The sequence below is a fragment of the Methylocystis sp. S23 genome (genome assembly GCF_054106005.1).
The window spans coordinates 2603622-2619482 of sequence record NZ_CM134185.1; the positions used below are offsets into that span (position 1 = coordinate 2603622).

Annotated in this window: 7 protein-coding genes; 4 read left to right on the plus strand and 3 right to left on the minus strand. The window is 68.5% G+C overall.

Annotated features, from left to right (window positions below; genetic code table 11):
• Positions 1–127 precede the first annotated feature (127 nt).
• A complete protein-coding gene (locus tag ACV7JP_RS12770; RefSeq protein WP_457799081.1) occupies positions 128–916 on the plus strand; it encodes an NAD kinase in 789 nt (262 codons plus the stop codon).
• A 298-nt stretch (positions 917–1214) separates the two neighbouring features.
• On the opposite strand, the gene ACV7JP_RS12775 is transcribed toward ACV7JP_RS12770, so the two are convergent.
• On the minus strand, positions 1215–2465 hold the full coding sequence (locus ACV7JP_RS12775; protein ID WP_457796055.1) for a DUF2336 domain-containing protein: 1251 nt from the start codon (positions 2463–2465) through the stop codon (positions 1215–1217).
• 186 nt (positions 2466–2651) lie between these two features.
• Between ACV7JP_RS12775 and ACV7JP_RS12780 the strand changes: the two genes are divergently transcribed.
• Together ACV7JP_RS12780 and ACV7JP_RS12785 are read left to right on the plus strand one after the other, a co-directional pair.
• The gene (locus ACV7JP_RS12780) at positions 2652–3323 is read left to right on the plus strand and encodes an aldolase/citrate lyase family protein (protein ID WP_457796056.1); all 672 of its coding nucleotides are present in this window, start codon (positions 2652–2654) and stop codon (positions 3321–3323) included.
• Between the two features lie 37 nt (positions 3324–3360).
• Positions 3361–4347, plus strand: a complete 987-nt coding sequence (locus tag ACV7JP_RS12785) for a hypothetical protein (RefSeq protein WP_457796057.1) — start codon at positions 3361–3363, stop codon at positions 4345–4347.
• A 96-nt stretch (positions 4348–4443) separates the two neighbouring features.
• Here the strand turns inward: ACV7JP_RS12785 and ACV7JP_RS12790 are convergent, their stop codons facing one another.
• Positions 4444–5919: an outer membrane beta-barrel protein gene (locus ACV7JP_RS12790; protein ID WP_457796058.1), complete on the minus strand. Its 1476-nt coding sequence runs from the start codon at positions 5917–5919 to the stop codon at positions 4444–4446.
• Positions 5920–6274: 355 nt separating this feature from the next.
• Between ACV7JP_RS12790 and ACV7JP_RS12795 the strand changes: the two genes are divergently transcribed.
• Positions 6275–7804: an FAD-dependent oxidoreductase gene (locus ACV7JP_RS12795; RefSeq protein ID WP_457796059.1), complete on the plus strand. Its 1530-nt coding sequence runs from the start codon at positions 6275–6277 to the stop codon at positions 7802–7804.
• 234 nt (positions 7805–8038) lie between these two features.
• On the opposite strand, the gene ACV7JP_RS12800 is transcribed toward ACV7JP_RS12795, so the two are convergent.
• On the minus strand, positions 8039–15826 hold the full coding sequence (locus ACV7JP_RS12800) for an apolipoprotein A-IV repeat region-like domain-containing protein (protein WP_457796060.1): 7788 nt from the start codon (positions 15824–15826) through the stop codon (positions 8039–8041).
• Positions 15827–15861: the final 35 nt, after the last annotated feature.

The following is a 15861-nucleotide window of genomic DNA, read 5'->3' on the forward strand; positions in this document are numbered from 1 at the left end:
GAGTGTTTTTCCAATTCAATTAAAATCGCGCGCATCGGCGGGAAATGCGCGCGCTCGTTTCCAGCGGCGGCCGGCCGGTGTATGCGAAGGAAGGGCGCTCGGCGCCGCAAGCATGGGACCTCCGCCGATGGGCGCCTCGGGCGATCCGCCTAACGCTAAGAAGCTGGCTTTTCTCTCCTCCGGCACGCCGGAGGCGGAGGAGGCCCGGCAGCGCCTTGCCGAGAAATATGGCGACGTCCCGCCGGAAGAGGCCGACTGCATCGTGGCGCTGGGCGGCGACGGGCTGATGCTGCGCACGCTGCACAACTATATGGATTCCGGCAAGCCCATCTACGGCATGAACCGGGGCTCCGTCGGCTTTCTGATGAACCAGTATCGCGAGACGGGGTTGCGCAAGCGCATCGCCGAGTCCAAGGCCTCGATCATCCACCCGCTGCTGATGAACGCGACCAATGTGCGCGGCGATGAATTCTCCGCTCATGCGATCAACGAAGTGTCGCTGCTGCGCCAGACCTCGCAGGTGGCGAAGCTGCGCATTCTGATCAACGGCCATGAGCGCCTGCCGGAGCTCATCACCGACGGCGTGCTCGTTTCGACTCCGGCGGGCTCGACCGCCTACAACCTCTCCGCCAACGGCCCGATCCTGCCGCTCGACAGCCCGCTAATGGCGCTCACCCCCATCTCCGCCTTCCGCCCCCGCCGCTGGCGCGGCGCGCTGCTGCCGGACGCGGCGAAGATCAGAATCGAAGTGCTGGAGTCGGCAAAGCGGCCCGTGTCGGTGGTGGCCGATCACGATGAATTCCGCGACCTCGCTTTCGTGGATATCGAAATGGACCACGGGACCGATCTCGTGCTGCTGCACGACCCCGGGCACTCTCTGGAAGAGCGGATCTTGCGGGAGCAGTTCGGATATTGAGCGTGATCGCCCGTCTATTTTCCGTCATTGCGAGAAGCGCGGCGACGAAGCAATCCAGGGCCGCGATGTGGCTCTGGATTGCTTCGCTCCGCTCGCAATGACGGTGGTCGTTCCTGTGCGGTCGCGCCTGTTCGCCCCGCTACGCCCGCCCGCATCGGCTCCGCTATTGAGCGCGCTCGCCCGGCTATTTCCCGTCATTGCGAGAAGCGTAGCGACGAAGCAATCCAGGGCCGTGATGTGGCTCTGGATTGCTTCGCTTCGCTCGCAATGACGGCGGGCGCTGGCGTGGGTCGCGCCGCTACGCCGCGGCCTGCATCAGCTCCGCCTCGAAGGCGGCCATGTCGATGATCGGCGCCGTGTCGATCACGATGTGGGTCGCGGGCGCCGAGACGGAGGGCGCTTGCGCCTCCGCCGCCAGACGGGCGGCCTCGGCGCGGGCTTCCTCCAGCGCGGCCTCCATCTCGAAGCGGCGCAGCAGCGCCATCAACCTGTCGAGCTCGCCGCCATTGATCTCCTCGCAGGCCGTGAGCACGCGTTCAATCATCACGAGCGAGAGGCGCGCTTCCCTCTCATGCATATCGCCATATTCGCGCTGCGCTTCGAGCGCGGCGCGGAAGGCGGGCAGGAATTTTTCGGGCAGGCCGGCGCGCTGGTAGAGCGCCGCGAAGCCGGCGCCGCGGAAGTCGCGCACAAGGCCCGCCACCTTGTCCTCGTGCAGGCCCGACAGCTCGACCAGCGCCGCCTCGAAGAGATCGCGATTGTCCGAGAGCAGCGCGCGCAGCGCGAGGCTCGCCGTGAGCTGGCGCGAGGCGCGCAGATGCGCGACGAGTTCGCGCACGCCGTGGCGGCCGTCATGCTCGGCGGCTTCCGCGACGATGATGACATTGGCCTTGTCGCGCTCCTCGCGCGAGAGGCGTTCGGCGCGCTCATTGGCGAGCCAGCCGCAATCGACCACGAAGGCTGACAGCGCGGCGGCGGCCGCATTGACGAGATCGTTGCGCACGGTGGCCGGCAGCCAGGGACGCGAGAGCAGCGCCTCGCGCATCTCGCCATCGTCGCCGAAGCGCTCGATCATGCGGCGCATGGAGAATTCGGGAAGGTCGGCGCCGGGATTGACCGCGAGCGAGATCGCCGTTTCGCGTCCGCCGATCTCCGCAAGGGCCGCGCAGACCCCGGCCGGCACGCGGGCGCGCAGCGCGATGGCGCTTTGCGCGAAGGCGTCGCCGATCGCGGCGCAGTCGATGAGTTCAGCCTCGCTGAGCAGGGGCGAGCGCGACAATATGGGGGTTGCGACGTCGGACTGGTCGCTGGCGAGCGCGGAGACGAGCGCGCGGGGGGCGTCGACGGCGCTGGCGAAATTATCCGAGAGCGCGCGGCGCACCAGCGGCGACGGGTCGTCGAGCAGCGACATCAGCGCGATTTCGGCCGCGCGCCGCTCCTGCGACTCGAGCTCGGAGTAGAGATAAGCGCGCGCCAGCGCGCCGGCGCCTTCCGCGCGCTGCGCCGCATTGGCCGTCTGCGCCCAAGACAGGAAATTACGCACGATCATGGGACGCCTTCGACCTCCGTTAACGCACCGGCTTACGTAACAAGGGGCGCGGGATTCCCGCCGCGGCCGCGTTGGCCGGGCCTTATCCCATCCGGCGCCCGCCCCGCTTACGTAAAAGGATTATGGCGATTTATGGTAAATTCTGACTTAAGGGGGCGCGGCGGCGCTTGGGAAAAGCGGAGCGGCATGCGTTCTTTTCTCGTTCTTTCTCCGCACATGCGCGGATCGTGCGACGCGCCGACGAGCGGCGCCCCGGCGCTGCTCCTGCGCCTGGGAGAAGGCGAGGCGCGCGCGGCGGACAGGATATGGGCGCGCGGCGTCATCGAGCGCGCGCGCGCTTCAAGCGATCGGCCGCGCCTGTTTGTCCAGGTCGCGCCGGCGTCGGACGTCGCGATCGACGCCGACCTCGCCGCGCTCGTCCGTCCCGGGCTCGACGGCGTCTTTCTCGAAGCCTGCGAGGGGCGCGCGCATCTGCAGCGGGTTTCCGCCAAGCTCGCCGTTCACGAGGCGGAGGCGGGGCTTCCGGCGGGGGCGGTCGGGGTCGTCGCGCTCGCGGCGCAGACTCCCGCGTCGGTCTTTGCGCTCGGCGGCTATAAGGGCGCCTCGACGCGGCTGATCGGTCTGGCGATGGATGCGACGCCGCTGCCCGGCGGCGAGGGGGCGCGGCGGATGGCGCGCGGGCTTCTTTTGCTCGCCGCCGCCGCCGCGGGCGCGGCGGCGTTCGACTTTGCGCCCGACCTTGCGGGCGCGGCGCTGGACGCCGCTTGCGCCGCCGCCCGGCGAGAGGGCTTTGCGGGGATGATCGCCCGATCGGCGGCGCAGATGGACGCCGTAGAGCGCGCCTTTCATGGGACGTGATCGACAAAAGGCCACGATCCGCGCCATAGAACTGGCGATGAACAAGAGAACGCTCCGCAAGGCCGGCTCCTCCTTCCTCGTCGCCCTGTTGACGCTGCCGGCGACGCCTGCGCTCGCGCGGCGCGGCCACCCGGCGGCTCCGCAGGCGGGTCCCGCGCAATCGGGCCCGTCCGCTCCGGCCGCTCCCGCCGATACGGAAGGCATGTCGAGCCTGCGCCTTGGCGCGACGCTGGGCGCCGCCGATTCGCAGCCCGTGCGTTCAGGCGTCCTCTGGCGCGTCTTCGAGGAGGCCGCGCAGCCCGACGGCTCCCACAAGCTCGTCGCGCAATCGGACGACGCGACGCCCACTTTCCCGCTGCCGGACGGTTCCTATATCGTGCACGCCGCCTACGGGCTCGCCGGCGCCACGCGCCGCATCGTTCTCGAGGGTCACAACGTCTCGGAGCGGCTGCCGCTCAACGCCGGCGGGCTCAAGCTCGTGGACATGCTCGGCGAGAGCAAGATTCCCGCGCAGCGCCTGTCGATCTCGATCTATGTGCCCGAGCGCGGCAATGCCGAAGCCAAGCTCGTTCTCGCCAACGCCAAGGCGGATGAGGTGATCTGCCTGCCCGAGGGCGCCTATCACATCGTATCGACGCTGCTCGACACCGGGCAGGGCGCGCAGGGCGGCGCCAACGCCACCAATTCGGTGGTCACGGCCGATTTGAAGGTGCCGGCCGGCAAGCTGATCGAGGCGACGCTCAAGCATCACGCCGCCGCCATAACGCTGAAGCTGGTCAAGGCGCCCGGCGGCGAGGCGCTCGCCAACACCAGCTTTTCCGTGCTGACGCCCGGCGGCGACGTCATCCGCGAATTGATCGGCGCCTTTCCCTCGCTCGTTCTGGCGGAGGGCGAATATGTCGCCATCGCCCGCCATGAGGGAAAGACCTATCAGAACACATTCCGCGTCCAGTCCACCAAGGACGCGGATGTCGAGATCCTGATGAAAGACGAGGCGCCTCCGCCGGAGGAGCAGCCGCAATAATCCTGTCGGGAGCCGAAACGAAAAAAAGCCGGCGGGTCGAAACCGCCGGCTTTTTCGCTTGGGAGGCCGCCCGCGGGCGGCCCGATCTTCTTACGCTCAGAGCAGCGAGAAGGGGATGATCACGTCCATGTTGAACATGCCCTGCGAACGGCTCAGGCCGTTGCCCGCGCCATTGACGCCGCGGAAGAAGGGCGTCGTGCCGTTGACGGCCGTATCCCAACGGAATTCCGGACGGATGATCAGGCCGGTGATGATCGGCAGCTTCGGCAGCTCCGGCGTGATCGTCACGCCGGCGGTGAGCGCCAGATAGCTCGTGCCCTGGCCGCCCGGACGGAAGATGCAGGAGTAGCAGGGGAAGCCGTGGAAGGCGTTGACCGCGTCATAGTAGCCGGGGAAGGCGGCGACGAAGAAGTTCTTGTTGTCGCGATAATATTCGACGCGGCCATTGATCTTGAAGATATCGTTGACCTTGTAGGACGCATATTGCGCGACCGCGTAGGAGTCGGCGCCCTGCGGCTTCAGCGGCACGCCGGCGAGGTTGGTGCCGAAGGTTCCGTCGAGCGCCGCGATCGTCGCCGCCGACAGGCCGGTCTGCGAGATCGGGTTGGAGCCGCTTTCGCGGTTATAGGCGATGTCGGTGATGAGCGTGAGATTCTCCGTCACCTTCCAGGTCGTGGTCAGGTTGGTGAAGGTGCGGTTCGCCGTGTTCGGGTCGCAGACGCAGGCCAGCGGCGTGTTCGGCCAGGTGAGCGCCAGGGCGCCCGGGAACGGCGCGAAGGGCAGGAACGGATTGCCGCGCTGGACGGGGTTTTCCGGACCATGGTGGACGATGCCCATGACGGTCAGATTGCCGTCCAGAAGGTTGAGGCCGAAGCCGCCATGGAAGGAGGGCGAGGAGTTGTTGTCGCCCGGCCAGCCCGGGAAGCCCGTGTTCACGCCGGTGGTGACGCCGGTATAGATGTCGAGCCAGTCGCGGACATGGGTCGTGACCATCGCGCCGGTGTGAATGAAGGGCCCGAAATTGAAGATATAGGAATGGCTGTAGAAGAGGTTGTCCTTGGCGTACATGACTTCCGCGCCATTGTACGTCGGGAATTGGCCGACCTTCAGGTCGACGCCGCCCTCGGAGATGAAGCTCGTCCAGGGAAGATGCGCCTGAAGGTTCGCCTCCAGGAAGCCGATCTGGGTGCGGTCCGCGATCGCATATTCGAGGGTGCCGGTATAGTGGTTATACCGCATGTCCTCGCCGATCTGGAGCTGCGCCTTGAAGCCGAAATCGTAATTCGCCGACTTCGGGTCGATCGGGCGCTGCGCGGTGATGACGAAGCCGTTGAAGGTCGGCCAGTTGGCGCGGTCCGTATAAAGATGGCCCCAGTTCAGCTTGTTGAAGGGCTGATTGAAGTTCACGGCGATGCCGCCCTCGACGTAACCGTCGACGGTCAGCGTATCGATCCAGGCCGGCGGCGGCGGCGGGGCCGCAGGCGCTTTCTTGTTGGCGGCGATGTCGGCCGCCATAGCCATATTGGCTGCGAGGGACGCCGCGGTCACGACGGGGAGATAGTACCACTTCATGCCAGGAACTCCATTTGGAGGCGAAACCTGGAAGAATATCAAACTCACGGCCGCGCTCATTCAAGCTCAACTCGGACGCAAATGCCTATTCAGTGAGCAAAACTGGGCTTTTAGCCTATTTGTGTCCGCGGATGTGGCGGTAATGTCACAATTTGGCGAGCCTCCGGTGGTCCTAGATTTCCTCTCTGTTAACCATCCCCGGCGCGAAGGCGGCCCTGAGAGGGAGCGGAGCCTTGACGCCATGAAGGGTTGATTCGCTGAGGTCAGCCCGGCTGGCGCTTGCCCGTCGCCTTCCTTATCCCACCTTGACGAGAGGCGGTCGCGCTCACGACCGCAAAATGGGCGGGAGACAGGAATGTCGGAAAACGGACAAGATAGGGGACAGGATTTCGCCTTGGGGGTGGAATTGGCGGCGCTGGCGGCGGGCGCGCCGCTGCTCGGCCATGTCGGGGGCGAGGCGGCGATCATGGCTCGCATCGGCGGCGAGGTCTTTGTGGTCGGCGCCTTCTGCACGCATTATCACGGGCCGCTGAATGAGGGCTTGATCGTCGGCGAGACGGTTCGCTGTCCCTGGCATCACGCTTGTTTCAGCCTGCGCAGCGGCGAGGCCCTGCGCGCCCCGGCCTTCGACGCGCTCCAGAGATGGCGGGCGGAGCAAGCCGACGGGAAAATCTACGCCCGCGAGAAGATCGAGGCCGCCGAGGCCAAGCCCGCGCCGGCGCGCGCGCCGAGATCGGTCGCCATCGTCGGGGCGGGCGCCGCGGGCTTCGCCGCCGCCCATTCGCTGCGGGCCGAGGGCTATGACGGGGTGATCGAGGTGATCGGCGCCGATGTGGCGCCGCCCTATGACCGGCCGAACCTCTCCAAGGACTATCTCGCGGGAACGGCCCAGCCCGAATGGCTGCCTTTGCGCGATCCCGCCTGGTATCGCGACCATGGCGTGCTGCTGCGCCTTGGGCGGAAGGTCGAATCGCTCGATCCCGTCGCCAAGCGGCTGACGCTCGACGGGGGCGAGGCGATCTCCTTCGACGCGCTGCTGCTCGCAACCGGAGCCGAACCCGTGCGCCTGCCCATTCCGGGCGCGGACCGGCCAAACGTCTTTTACCTTCGCAGCGTCGCCGACGCCGACCGCATCATCGCCGCCAGCGCGGGGGCGAGACGCGCCGCCGTGATCGGCGCGAGCTTCATCGGCCTCGAGGTCGCCGCCTCGCTGCGCGGGCGCGGACTCGAAGTCCATGTCGTCGCGCCGGAGGCCGTTCCAATGGCTCGCATATTGGGGCCCGAGCTCGGCGCCCATGTGAAGAAGCTGCATGAGGATCACGGCGTCGTCTTCCATCTTGAAGATACGGCGACCGAGATCGGGGAGGGAGGCCTCACGCTCGGAAAGGGCGGCGCGCTGCCGGCGGATTTCGTTGTGATCGGAGTCGGCGTGCGGCCCAATCTGGCGCTGGCGGAGTCGGCGGGGCTCGCGACCGACAAGGGCGTGTTGGTCGACGAATATCTCATGACCAGCGCGCCGGACGTCTATGCGGCGGGCGACATCGCCCGCTGGCCGGACAAGATCACGGGGGAAGCCATCCGCGTCGAGCATTGGGTCGTGGCCGAGCGCCAGGGGCAGACGGCGGCGCGCAACATGCTGGGCCGCAAAGAGCGCTTCGACGCCGCGCCCTTCTTCTGGAGCCAGCATTACGATCAGACCATCGCCTATGTCGGCCATGCGCCGGGATGGGATCGCCATGAAATTTCCGGCGATCCGGCGTCGGGCGCCTGCACGGTCGCCTATTACAAGGGGGACCGGAAGCTCGCCGTCGCGACGCTCGGCCGGGACCTCGAAAATTTGAAAGCCGAAGAGGCCTTCGAGAAGGCGATGGACGCGCTGGCGTAAACGAGAAGGGCGCGGGAAGTCCCGCGCCCACGGTTTGTCGACAACCTCCGAGGGCGGCCTCGTCCTTCGAGAGGCGAGCTTCGCCCGCTCCTCAGGATGAGGCCTAAGTGATTGGCGCAGATGTAGAGTCCCCTCATGCTGAGGCCCGATTTGCGCAGCAGGCGTCTCGAAGCGCGAGGGGCGTCAGCCGTCTGAAGGCGCGGGGAAGTCCCGCGCCCGTTGCGTCGCCGTCGATCAGTCGAAGCGGCCGGCGGCGTGGCCGAGCATGGTGTAGACCTTGCCGGCGTCGCCGGTCAGCAGGTCGAGCGCCTTGGAGCCATCCCGGTCGCCGCGGCTCGTCTCGATCAGCAGATCCTCGAAGTGGCGCACATAGTGGTCGACCGTCGCGCGGAACTCCGGATCGATGCGATAGCGGCGGCGGATTTCCTCGAAGGTCTGGTGACCTTGCGCGGTGTAGAGCCGGCGGCCAAAGAGCCCGCCCTTCTCGCCGCGCTGATAGCGGCGCCACAGCTCCGCCACGGCGGCGTTGTCGACCATGCGGGCGATGTCGAGCGTGAGGCTGTCCAGCGCGCCCGCATTCGCCTGGCGGGCGGGACGCGCAGGCCCTTGCGGCGCGGGCTGCATCGCGGGCTTTTGGGGCGCCTCGTCGCGCGAGGCGCGGGCCAGCAGGTCGCTCAGCCAGCCGCCCTGCGCATCGCGCGCGGGCTCGACAATGCGCGGGGCGGGGGCGGGCGGCGGAGGCGGCGCGGCGGCGAGACGCGGCTTCGGCGGCTCGGCGCGCGGGGCCGGCTCGAACGCGCGGCGCGCGACAGGCGGCGCCTGCTCGGCGACGTCATAGACGCGGCCGGAGCGGGCGACGATGTCGGTGAGCTCGTTCAGCGCCTTCACCTGATCGCCCACGACGCGGCGCAGCGCCGCCGCCTGTTCGGCGGTCTCGCGCGGCAGCTCGGTGGCGCCGCGGCGCACCTCCTCGCGGGTCTCTTCCAGCTCGCGATGAATCTCGCGGGAGAGGCCGCGAATTTCCTCGGCCGTCGATTGGAAGCGCGCGCTCGCCTCGTTGAACAGGCGGTTGATCTCCTCATTCGCCTGGGAGAAGGCGGCGCGCAGCGCCTGCTCGGTCTGCGCGCGCTGGCCTTCGGCGGCCGAACGGATATGGGCGAAGCGCGTCTCGACCATATTCGCCGTCTCTTCGGTGGTCGCCGAGAGCGCGCCGCCAATGTCGTAGGAGCGCGTCTCGATCGCGCGGAACGTATCCTCCATACGCTGCGTGAAGCCCGCCAGCACGTCCTCGACCTCGGAGCGCTTGCCCTCGACGAGCGAGACGAGCTTTTCGAGCGTGTGGCGGCGCGCCTCGAAGGCGGCGTCCAGCGCCTGCTGGCTCTGCGCCAGTTGCGCCGCGCTCTGCGCCAGCGTCTGCTGGCGCTCGCCCAGCGCGTCGGCGATGTTGTGCGCATCGCTGACCGTGCCGCTCGCGACGTCGCTGATCTGCCGCACCTGCTCCGAGACGATGCGGATCGCTTCCTGGAAGTCGGCGAGGCGCCTGCCGAGCTCGCGCTCCAGATTGACGAGATTGCCGCCCGTCTTGTCGATGACGGCGTGCAGCGACGTATTGGTCTGGCCGAGCTTGTCGAGCAGCGTCGGCAGCTCCGCGCGGATCTTGTCGTTCATCGCGACGAGCGCGCCGATCGAAGTCTGCGCGCCGGCGTCGAGCGCCTCGGTCAGGGACGCCGTCGACCGGTCGACCGCCTGTGACAGCTCCTCGCGCTTGTCGCCGAGATGGCGGACGATCGCCGCGCCGCGCGTCTCGATCGTCTTGGCGATCAATTCGCCGACGCTGGTGAGCTCGCTCGTCACCGCGCCGCCGCGTTCGCCGAGGGTCGTCTCGATCTGCGCGAGCCGCTCGTCCAGCGCGGTCTGGATCTGTGACAGGCGCGAGTCCAGCGCGCCGCTGATCTCGCCGACGCGCTCCGCGAGCGCCTGGCCGAGATCGCCGGTGCGGGCGTGGAGAGTCGTGTCCAGCTCGCGGCGCGCCTCGGCCAGCGTGTGGTTGATGTCCTGCAGGCGCGCGCTGACCGAGTCGATGACGTTGCGGCCGCGCTCGTCGATCTCCGTCGAGACGGCGCCGAGGCGCTCGACGACATTCTTCTCGAAAAGCTCGATGCGGCCGTCGAGCGTGTCGGCCAGGTCCCTGGCGCGACCCCCGAGCGTGTCGTTGATCTCGGCCGCCTTGGAGTCGAGCGTCCGCGCGATCTCCGTGGAGCGGTTGAGCAGCACGGAGTCGACGTCCTTGAGCTTCTCTTCGAGCGTCTGGACGACCTCGCGGCCGCCTTCGCCCATGACGCGCGCCACTTCGAGCGCGTGACTGGCGAGCGACTCCTGCAGCTTCTGGCCGCCGGCGCCGAGCCCGGCGTCCATGTGCCGCACCAGCGCCTCGATGCGCTCGGCCGCCTCCCGCGTGCGGGCGTCGCTGACATTCTCGAAAGCTTCGATCTTGCTCGACATGACGGCCGCGATGTCGTCGGCGCGCGCGCCGAGCTTTTCGACGAGCCGCTCGCCCTTCTCGCCAATCGTATGGTCGATGGCGTCGAGCTTGGAGCTGACCTCGCCGGCCAGCTTGCCGACCTGCTCGCTCAGACGCGAGAAGGCGGCGACGGTCGTTGCGTCGAGCTCGCTCACCAGCCTGCCGCCGCGCACGGAGATCGCGTCGTCGATGGTCTCGAGACGCGTGTCGATCTCATGCGCGAAGTGGCGCGAATTGTCGCCGATGCGCGCGGCGAACTGGTCGACCTGCTCGGCGAGCTTGTCGACGAAGGCGCCGCCCTGAGCGTTCATCGTCTGATCGATCGACTCGAGCTTTGCGTCGAGCGAGGCATGGAGCTGCTGCGAGCGATCGTCGATGCGCGTGGCGATATGGTCGGCCTGCTCGGCGAGCTTGTCGACGAGCGCGCCGCCATGCACGTTCACCGTCCGGTCGAGCGCGTCCATCTTTGTCTCGAGCTCGGCGGAGAGCTGCTGCGCGCTCGCGCCGATGCGGTCGGCGAATTGATCGGTCTGCGCCGCGATTTGCTCCACGAGCGTCGCGCCGCGCAAGGAAACGGCGTCGTCGAGCGCCGAGAGGCGCGCGTCGACCTCCTGCGCGAAGTGGCGCGAATTGTCGCCGATGCGCGAGACGAAATGATCCGCCTGCGCGGCGAGGCGCTCGACCAGCGCGCCGCCCTGCGTCGCCAGCGTCTGGTCGATGGCGTTGAGGCGGTCGTCGACGCTCGCCACGAATTTTTCCGCCTGCGCGCCGATGCGCGCATCCGCGTCGTCGGTGCGCGCGGCGAGATTCTGCACGAGCTCGCCGCCGCGTCCGCCGATCACCTCTTCGATGACGTCCAGGCGCTGGGCGACGTCGGCGCTGAGCTGCGACGCGTGCTGGGCGACGCGGTCGGCGATGGCCGAGCCGTCGCGCAGCAGCGCGTTTTCGAACTGCCCGAGCTGAGTCCCGAGCGTCGTGGCGATGCGCTCGCCATGCTCCGCGAGCGACACCACGACGTCCTTGCCCTGTTCGAGGACGGCGTTCTCGAAGGCGACGAGGCGCTCGGCGAGGGCTTCGTTCAAACGCTCGCCCTGCGTGGCGATCGCCACCACCGCATCGCCCGCGGTCGTGGCGAAGCGCTCCTGCATCGTCTCGGAATTCTGGGCGAGAGCGGTCGTCGCTTCGGCGACGCTGCGCTGCAGCGTCTCGCGCAAAGCGGCGCCGCTCGTCTCGAATTCCTGCAAGGCGCGCTCGCGCGTCTCCTCCACGGTTTGGGCGACGAGCATGCCGGCGTTTTCGAGCGCGGTCATGCGCTCGCCGAGCAGGTCGTCGACGCGCTTCGCATGTTCCGAAACGAGCGCGGAGACGTTTTCGCTATGGCGGCGGACCGACGCCTCGAAGGCGCCGACGCCGGTGGTGAGCGTCCCGGAAATGCGCGCGCTCTCGTCCTCGATGCGTCGCGCGGTTTCGGCGTTGAGCTGCTTCACCGCGTTCTCGAAAGCCTGCAGGCGCGCGGCGAGATCCTCGCCGGTCGACATCGTCTGGTCGAGGACGCGCTGGGCGATCTCGTCGCCCTGGCGCAGGAAGGTGTCTTCGAAGGCCGCGAGGCCTTGCGCGAAGGCGGCGTTGACCTCTTCGCTCTTGGACGCGACGCGCGCCGCCGCTTCGCCGCCATGCCGGGCGACCGCCTCGGCGAAGGCCGCAAGGCCTTCCGTAACCGCGGCCATCGCCTGCTCGCCATGTTGCGCGACGCGCGATGTGACGGTTTCGCTCTGGCGCAGAATGGCGTCCTCGAAGGAAGCGAGGCCGACCGAAAGATTGTTGAGCGCGCGGTCGCCCTGCTCGGCGACGCGGGCCGTGGCCTCCTCGCTCTTCTTCGCGACGATCTCTTCGAGCGAGGCGATCTGGCGCGTGATCTCATTCGTGGCGCGCTCGCCATGAGTCGAGACGAGATTGGCGACTTCCTCGCCGCCGCGCGCGACGGTCTCCTCGAAAGCCACGATCTGGCGCGAAAGCTCCGCCGTCGCGCGCTCGCCATGCGAGGAGACGAGATTGGCGACGTCCTCGCTGCCGCGCGCGACGGTCTCCTCGAAAGCCGCGATCTGGCGCGAAAGCTCCGCCGTCGCGCGTTCGCCATGCGAGGATACGAGATTGGCGACTTCCTCGCTGCTGCGCGAGACGGTCTCTTCCAGGGCGGCGATCTGGCGCGTGAGCTCGGCCGTCGCGCGCTCGCCATGGGTCGAGACGAGCGCGGCGACTTCTTCGCGGCTGCGCGCGACGGTCTCTTCGAAGGCCGCGATCCGTCCGGAGAGATCCGCGGCCGCGCCGTCGCCATGGCGCGCGACCGCCTCGGCGACGTCCCTGGCGTGGCGGACGACGTTCTCCTCGAAGGCCGCAAGCTGCTCCGCGAGCAGGATGCGCGCGCGCTCGCCTTGTTCCGAGACGCGGTTCGACAGCTCCTCGCCATGTTCGGCGACGGCGCCCTCGAAAGCCGAAAGCTGATCGGAGACGAGCGCGGCGGCGCGCGCGCCCTCGGCGACGACGCGGGCCGCGACGTCGGCGCCGCGCTGGGTGAAGCTTTCCTCGAAGGCGGCGAGGCGGTCGGCGAGGACCGTCGTGGCGCGCTCGCCATGCTCCGCGACGCGGGAGGAGATGTCCGAGCCGTGGCGCGCGACGGCGGCTTCGAACGCCGCGATCTGCTGCAGGATCTCCGAAGAAGCGCGGTCGCCCTGCTCGGAGAGGCGCGCCGCGACGGATTCGCTGCGCTGGAGAACGGCGTCCTCGAAGGAAGCGAGGCCGACCGAAAGATTGTTGAGCGCGCGGTCGCCATGTTCCGCCACGCGCGCCGCGACCTCGTCGCCGCGCCGCGCGACGGCGGTCTCGAAAGCTTCGACATGGCGCGTGAGCTCGCCGGTCGCCCTGGCGCTTTCCTCCGCCACGCGGCTCGCGACCTGCTCGGTATGCGACACGACCGCTTCCTGGAAGGCGGCGAGCTGTTCCGTAAGCGTCGAGGCCGAGCGTTCGCCATGCTCCGCGACGCGCGCGGTCAGCTCGTCTCCCCTCTGCGCGACGGTCGCCTCGAAATTCGCGAGCTGTTCGGCGAAATTCGCGGCGGCGCGCGCGCCATGCTCGGAAACGCGCGCGACGATATCCTCGCTCCGGACGGCCACGGCGGATTCGAAGGCCGCCACCTGCCCGGCGATGTCGCCGGCCGCGCGCTCGCCGGTCTCGGCGACGCGCGACGCGACGGCCTCGGTCTGCGAGAGCATGGCGGTCTCGAAAGCGGCGAGGCGCTCGGCGAGAGTCGTCGTCGCGCGTTCGCTATGCTCCGCGACGCGCGCGCCGATGTCGTCGCTGCGCTGCGCGAGCGCGTCCTCGAAGGCGGCGAGGCGGCTCATGACGGCCGTCGCGGCGAGTTCGGCGTGCTCCGATACGCGCGAGGCGACGTCCTCCGTGCTGCGGGCGAGCGCCTCCTGGAATTCGGCGAGGCGAGAATTGAGCGTGTTGGTCGCGCGATAGCCATGCTCCGTGACGCGCGCCGCGAGTTCGTCGCCCCGCGAGGCGAAGACGTTCTCGAATTCGGCGAGCCGTCCCGTCAGCTCGGCGGAGGTCTTCTCCGTATGCTCGGCGACGCGGACGGCCATCTCGGCGCCCTGGCGGGTGAAGGTTTCCTCGAATATTGCGAGGCCTTCGCTCAGCGCCGCGCTCACGCGGTCGCCATGCTCGGCGACGCGCAGCGCCGCATCGGCGCTGTTCTTCACCACGGCGTCCTCGAAGGCGGCGAGGCGCTCGGCCAGCGTCGTCTCAAGCTGGCCGCCGCGCTCGGTCACGCGGTCGATCATGGCTTCGCCGCGCTTGAACACCATGCGCTCGAAATTATCGAGCCGTTCGGCGAGCGTCTCGTTCACGCGGTCGCTGTGCGAGCCAAGGGCGGAAACGGCGTCGCTCGCGAGATTGGCGAAACGCTGCTGCAGCGTGTCGGCCTGCTCGACGAGAGAAAAGGCCGTTTCGCTCAGGCTGCGCGTGAGCGACTCGTGGATCGCCTTGCCGCGCTCCTCGAATTCCTGATGCGCCCTGAGATTGCTTTCCTCCATGAGGCCCAGGAGGCGCGCTTCGGCGCCGTCAAACGTGCTCCGGGCCTTTGCGACCTGTTCGGCGACGTTCGTCGCCAGCTGGCTCGAAGTTTCGGCGAGGGATTTGTCGAGCGCGCCGCCATGCGTCGAGATGGCTTCGTTGATGACGCCGCCCGTCTCGGCGAGGCGCACGACGAGGCGGTCGCCCTGGCTGCCGATGGAGTCGGCGAAGGTCGACCCGAGCTCCTCGAAGCGCTCGAGGATCGTCGCGCCGCGCATGCCGAAATCGACCGACAGCGCGTCGCCCGCAGCCTGCAGCTTGGCGCCGACCTCGGTCACGCCGTCGGTGAAGCGCCGCGTGACGTCGTCGCTCGCGCCGGCGATCTGCTGCGCGACCGCGTCGCCCGTCTGCGTAAGGACGCCGACGACCCTGTCGCCGTGAGAGGCGAGGGTCGATTCGAAATTGTCGCCCGCTTTCTCCAATGCGAGCTTGATCTCCTCGCCCTTCGTGCCGAGCGACGAGGTGACGCGGGCGCCCGCGTCGCTCACCGCCTCGGCGAGATGGGCGGAGGTCGCGGCGAGCTCTTGCGAGAGCGCGTCGCGCGCGCCGAACAGCGCCGAGCGGGCGTTGTCGGCGTTGACGACGATCGCCTCGCGCTCGCGCGTCAATTCGTCGATGAGCAGGCGGATGCGGCGCTCATTCTCCGTATAGGAGCGTTCGAGATTGGTGACTTCGGTGCGAACGATTACTTCGAGCTCGCCGGCGCGCGACAAAGCGCGCTCGATGCCGTCGCCCATCGACGCCGCCTCGCGGCGGATCGCCTGCGAGAGAGAGACGACCTGTTCCGTGGCGATGGTCTCGGGCTCGATCAGGCGGATCGCGACTTCCGTCATCGAATTGGCGATGAGGCGCATCTCATGCGCGCGCCGCGCCATCAGGCCCGTGATGAAGAGAAATATGGTCGGGCCGACGAGGGCGGCGATGGTCAGTATGGGCTTCGGCGCCAGGAAGGAGCCGTCGGCGTCGAGAATCTCGCCCTGGTGGAAATAGACATAGAGAATCCAGCATACCGCCCACAAGGCGATCGAGGCGAAGGTCATCGCCATGATGCCGCGATTTGGGGCGATCTGCAGCGCGGCGCGCAATTCGCCGACGGTGCGGCGGTCGTCATTGGCGGGCGCGATGGAGGGCGGCATCAGCGGCGGCGGCTTGGGCGTCTCGCGCGCTTCGGCCTTGCGCGACATGGCCTGGCCCATATTGAGGGCCTTTGTCTCGGAATCGGCGGTTGCGGGCGCGGGATCGGCCCAGGACTCCTCGGTCCTGGGCGCGCCGCCCTCCGCCGCCGGGGGGGCGCCGAGGTCGAGCGCCTCCTCGATGGCGGAAAGAGCGGCCGAGGCCGCGTCCTGAATCTTGCCCGATTTCGACATCGCCAAACTCTCCGAGCGGCCACGCGACGCGCCGC